Genomic DNA, 3,362 nt, shown 5'->3' with positions numbered 1-3,362 from the left:
ACAGGCATGGATGCCCTCACTCACGCAGTCGAAGCATACATCGGAAACTCTACCACAATAGATACCCGCAGGGACGCTTTAAAAGCTGTAAAACTGATTTTTGAAAATATTTACACTGTTTATGAACATGGTGATAACATCCAGGCGCGTCGGAATATGCTCCATGCTTCTTTCTATGCAGGCTGTGCATTTACCAAATCTTATGTAGGATATGTTCACGCAGTTGCTCACTCACTTGGAGGAGAATATAACGTGCCTCATGGACTTGCCAATGCGATTCTGCTGCCTATGGTGCTTCGTAAATATGGAAGCTGCATTGATAAAAAGCTCCACAATCTGGCTGTTGCTGCCGGACTCGCGGATAAGAACACACCAGATCATGAAGCTGCAGAACTTTTTATTCAGGCAATCGAAGAAATGAAACAGAAATTCGGAATCGGAGATACTGTAAAAGAGATCCAGAAAACAGATATCCCGAAGCTGGCACATTATGCAGATAAAGAGGCAAATCCTCTGTATCCTGTGCCAAAGCTGATGGATGCATCAGAACTTGAGAAATTTTATTATATGCTGATTCCTAAATCTGATAAATAATACAACACAATCAAAATTCTACTGACACCAGTACATCATTCTTATATTATATATGGAGGGACTATTCAATGACAGAAACAGAAATTAAAGAAATCGTCCAGAAACAGCGTACCTATTTTTATACCGGCGCAACTTTACCTGTCGATAAAAGAATTGAAGCTTTAAAAAAATTAAAGTCCTGTATTCAGAAATACGAACCTTTGATCAACGAGGCATTAAAGCGCGACCTCGGCAAGAGTAACTTCGAGTCCTATATGTGCGAGGTCGGACTTGTACTCTCCGAACTCAGCTATATGATCCGCCATACGCCATCCTACGCAAAGGAAAAAAACGTAATAACCCCTCTTGCACAGTTCGCCTCCAGAAGCTATAAAAAGCCGTCCCCTTATGGTGTAGTTCTTGTTATGAGTCCTTGGAATTATCCGTTCCTGCTCACCATCGATCCACTGATAGATGCGATTGCCGCAGGAAACACCGTAGTATTAAAACCAAGTGCTTACTCACCCAATACAAGTCGTGTCATTGAAACTATCATCTGCGAATGTTTTGACCCGCATTATGTAACCGTTGTAACAGGCGGACGCACAGAAAATACTGCGCTCCTCAATGAACATTTCGACTATATCTTCTTCACCGGAAGCCAGAATGTCGGTCGTGAAGTTATGTCAAAGGCATCTGCACACCTGACTCCTGTTACCCTGGAGCTTGGTGGAAAAAGTCCCTGTATCGTAGAAAAAAGTGCCAACCTGAAACTGGCAGCCAGACGGATTGTATTCGGAAAATATCTCAACTGCGGTCAGACCTGCGTTGCACCAGATTATATCTACTGTGATAAGGAAATTAAAGATGAACTTATCCGCCAGATTCAGAAACAAATTAAAAAACAGTTTGGATCTGCACCTCTGAATAATAAAAATTATGGCAAAATCATCAATGAGAAACACTTTACCCGTATCAGCAATCTTATCAATCCGGATAAAGTAATCTGCGGCGGTGACAGCAATCCAAAAACACTTCAGATTTCACCTACCGTTATGGATCATGTTACTTTCCAGGATGCCGTTATCCAGGAAGAAATTTTCGGCCCGGTGCTTCCGGTATTGACTTATGATTCACTGGATGAAGCTATCGTAACCGTTAACTCCATGGCACATCCACTGGCTCTGTATATCTTCACTTCCGACAAGGATGTCGCCCGCAAAGTCACCTCTCGCTGTGGATTCGGCGGTGGCTGTGTGAATGATACGATCATCCATCTGGCAACCAGCGAGATGGGATTTGGCGGCTTTGGCGAAAGCGGTATGGGATCTTACCATGGCAGAGACGGGTTCAATACCTTTGTCTCACTTCAAGAGTATTGTAGATAAAAAAACATGGCTGGACCTCCCTATGAGATACCAGCCATATAGAAAAATCTATGAAAAACTGATCAGAAAGTTCCTGAAATAAGGAACTTTCTTCTATTATTACTACTTTTCTTACACTGCATCTTTATATATTCTCTGTATATGCATCGCCAGATATCCAATCTCCGTCTCATCCAGCTTATGACCTATACATCCTTCCAGATTCTTGCATATCTCCGCTGCGATTTCATAAGCCTGTGGATACTGGTCCAGCATATATTCGTTCATATCCAGATTCAGTTTCTCCCCAGTTGATGCGCGTGCCACCATATATTTCATATGGTTCATCAGACGATTATAAGACAGAGAAAGTACATCAATCGGCTTGCCTGTCGCCTTCTCGATCATGTCAATACACTCTCTCACTGCCCTAGCAGTCTGCATCGCAACAGATACCTTCTCATCGCCAATCGCAGAATGGATATGAAGTGCCACGTATCCAACTTCATGGTCATCAATTGCTATCTGAAGTCTCTTCTTCAAGATTGTTTTCAATGTCTCAGCAACCTTAAATTCACTGTAAAAAAGCACTTTGATATCCTCAGTCAGAGGATTACTGATCTGCTCATTTCGGCGAATTCTGGCAACTGCAAAAGAGATATGGTCTGCAAGTGGGAAAAGAATTCCTCTGTCTACAGAATCTCCAAACACTTTCTGCGCCTCTGTCAGAATCTCATCTGCAATTTCCAGATACTCCGGCTCGATTCCCTTTACCAGTTCTTTCGCAGATCCACGCTCCGTCTCCTGCTCCATCCGATATAAAGTACACTCTGCAGGTTTTTCAAAACGCTGGCTGACTTTCTTACCAAAGCCAACACCCTTGCCGAGAATGACATATTCCTGATTTTCTTCCATATCAATAGCTATTACACCATTGTTATTTAATACTTTGCTTACTCTGTACATCTTACGATCCCCTCATTTATTATCAATGTTATAAATATTTTAATTTAGTCATTTTTCCATAAAATGACTAAATTGAATTTGAAATGACTAAATTGAATTTCCATCTTATCAGATCTTTAATAGCTATTTTCCCAATATTTTTCTTAAAAATCCTTCATCCGGACAGTCTGGATTTTCAAAGAAAATATCTATCTTTCCATGCTCTGCGGATCTATCTTCAAACGCCGGAAATATAAATCCGCATTTTGGTTTTCCTGCATTATAGTCTTTATCTACCGGTGCAGCTACACACACAAGGAAGCTATAAACTTCTTCCGATTCCCATTGTTCGCTCTGATCTGAGCCTTTCTTTGGAATATCGTAGATTCCATGATAAATATAAATTCCAAATTCCTGCCCGCGTAAATAATTTGTCCTGTTGGGCTTGTCTTCTGTGCCGCAGATTCCTTCTGCCAG

The 3,362-nt window shown here is 41.4% G+C and carries 2 protein-coding genes and 2 pseudogenes; 2 read left to right on the top strand and 2 right to left on the bottom strand.

All coding sequences use genetic code 11. The annotated features are described in order from the left end of the window. A partial coding sequence (locus AC058W_RS01260; RefSeq protein ID WP_479389596.1) for a dehydroquinate synthase/iron-containing alcohol dehydrogenase family protein occupies positions 1-594 on the top strand: 594 nt, incomplete at its 5' end. Between the two features lie 68 nt (positions 595-662). Continuing rightward, positions 663-2,043, top strand: a pseudogene (locus tag AC058W_RS01255) (aldehyde dehydrogenase). Between the two features lie 29 nt (positions 2,044-2,072). Here AC058W_RS01255 and AC058W_RS01250 read toward each other — a convergent pair. Together AC058W_RS01250 and AC058W_RS01245 are read right to left on the bottom strand one after the other, a co-directional pair. After that, a complete protein-coding gene (locus AC058W_RS01250; RefSeq protein ID WP_118246972.1) occupies positions 2,073-2,906 on the bottom strand; it encodes a PRD domain-containing protein in 834 nt (277 codons plus the stop codon). Positions 2,907-3,029: 123 nt separating this feature from the next. Next, a pseudogene (locus tag AC058W_RS01245) lies at positions 3,030-3,362 on the bottom strand (DUF4317 family protein); the annotation flags it as partial.

It is taken from the genome of Blautia sp. CGZ-1-C1, assembly GCF_056504575.1.
Note: the sequence above shows the minus strand (reverse complement) of the source record. Positions and strands in the feature narration are given on the sequence as shown.

What these genes read in the sequence shown, in the direction of transcription:
- AC058W_RS01250 (WP_118246972.1), bottom strand. Translation starts at nt 2,906, where the DNA reads ATGTACAGAGTAAGCAAAGTATTAAATAACAATGGTGTAATAGCTATT.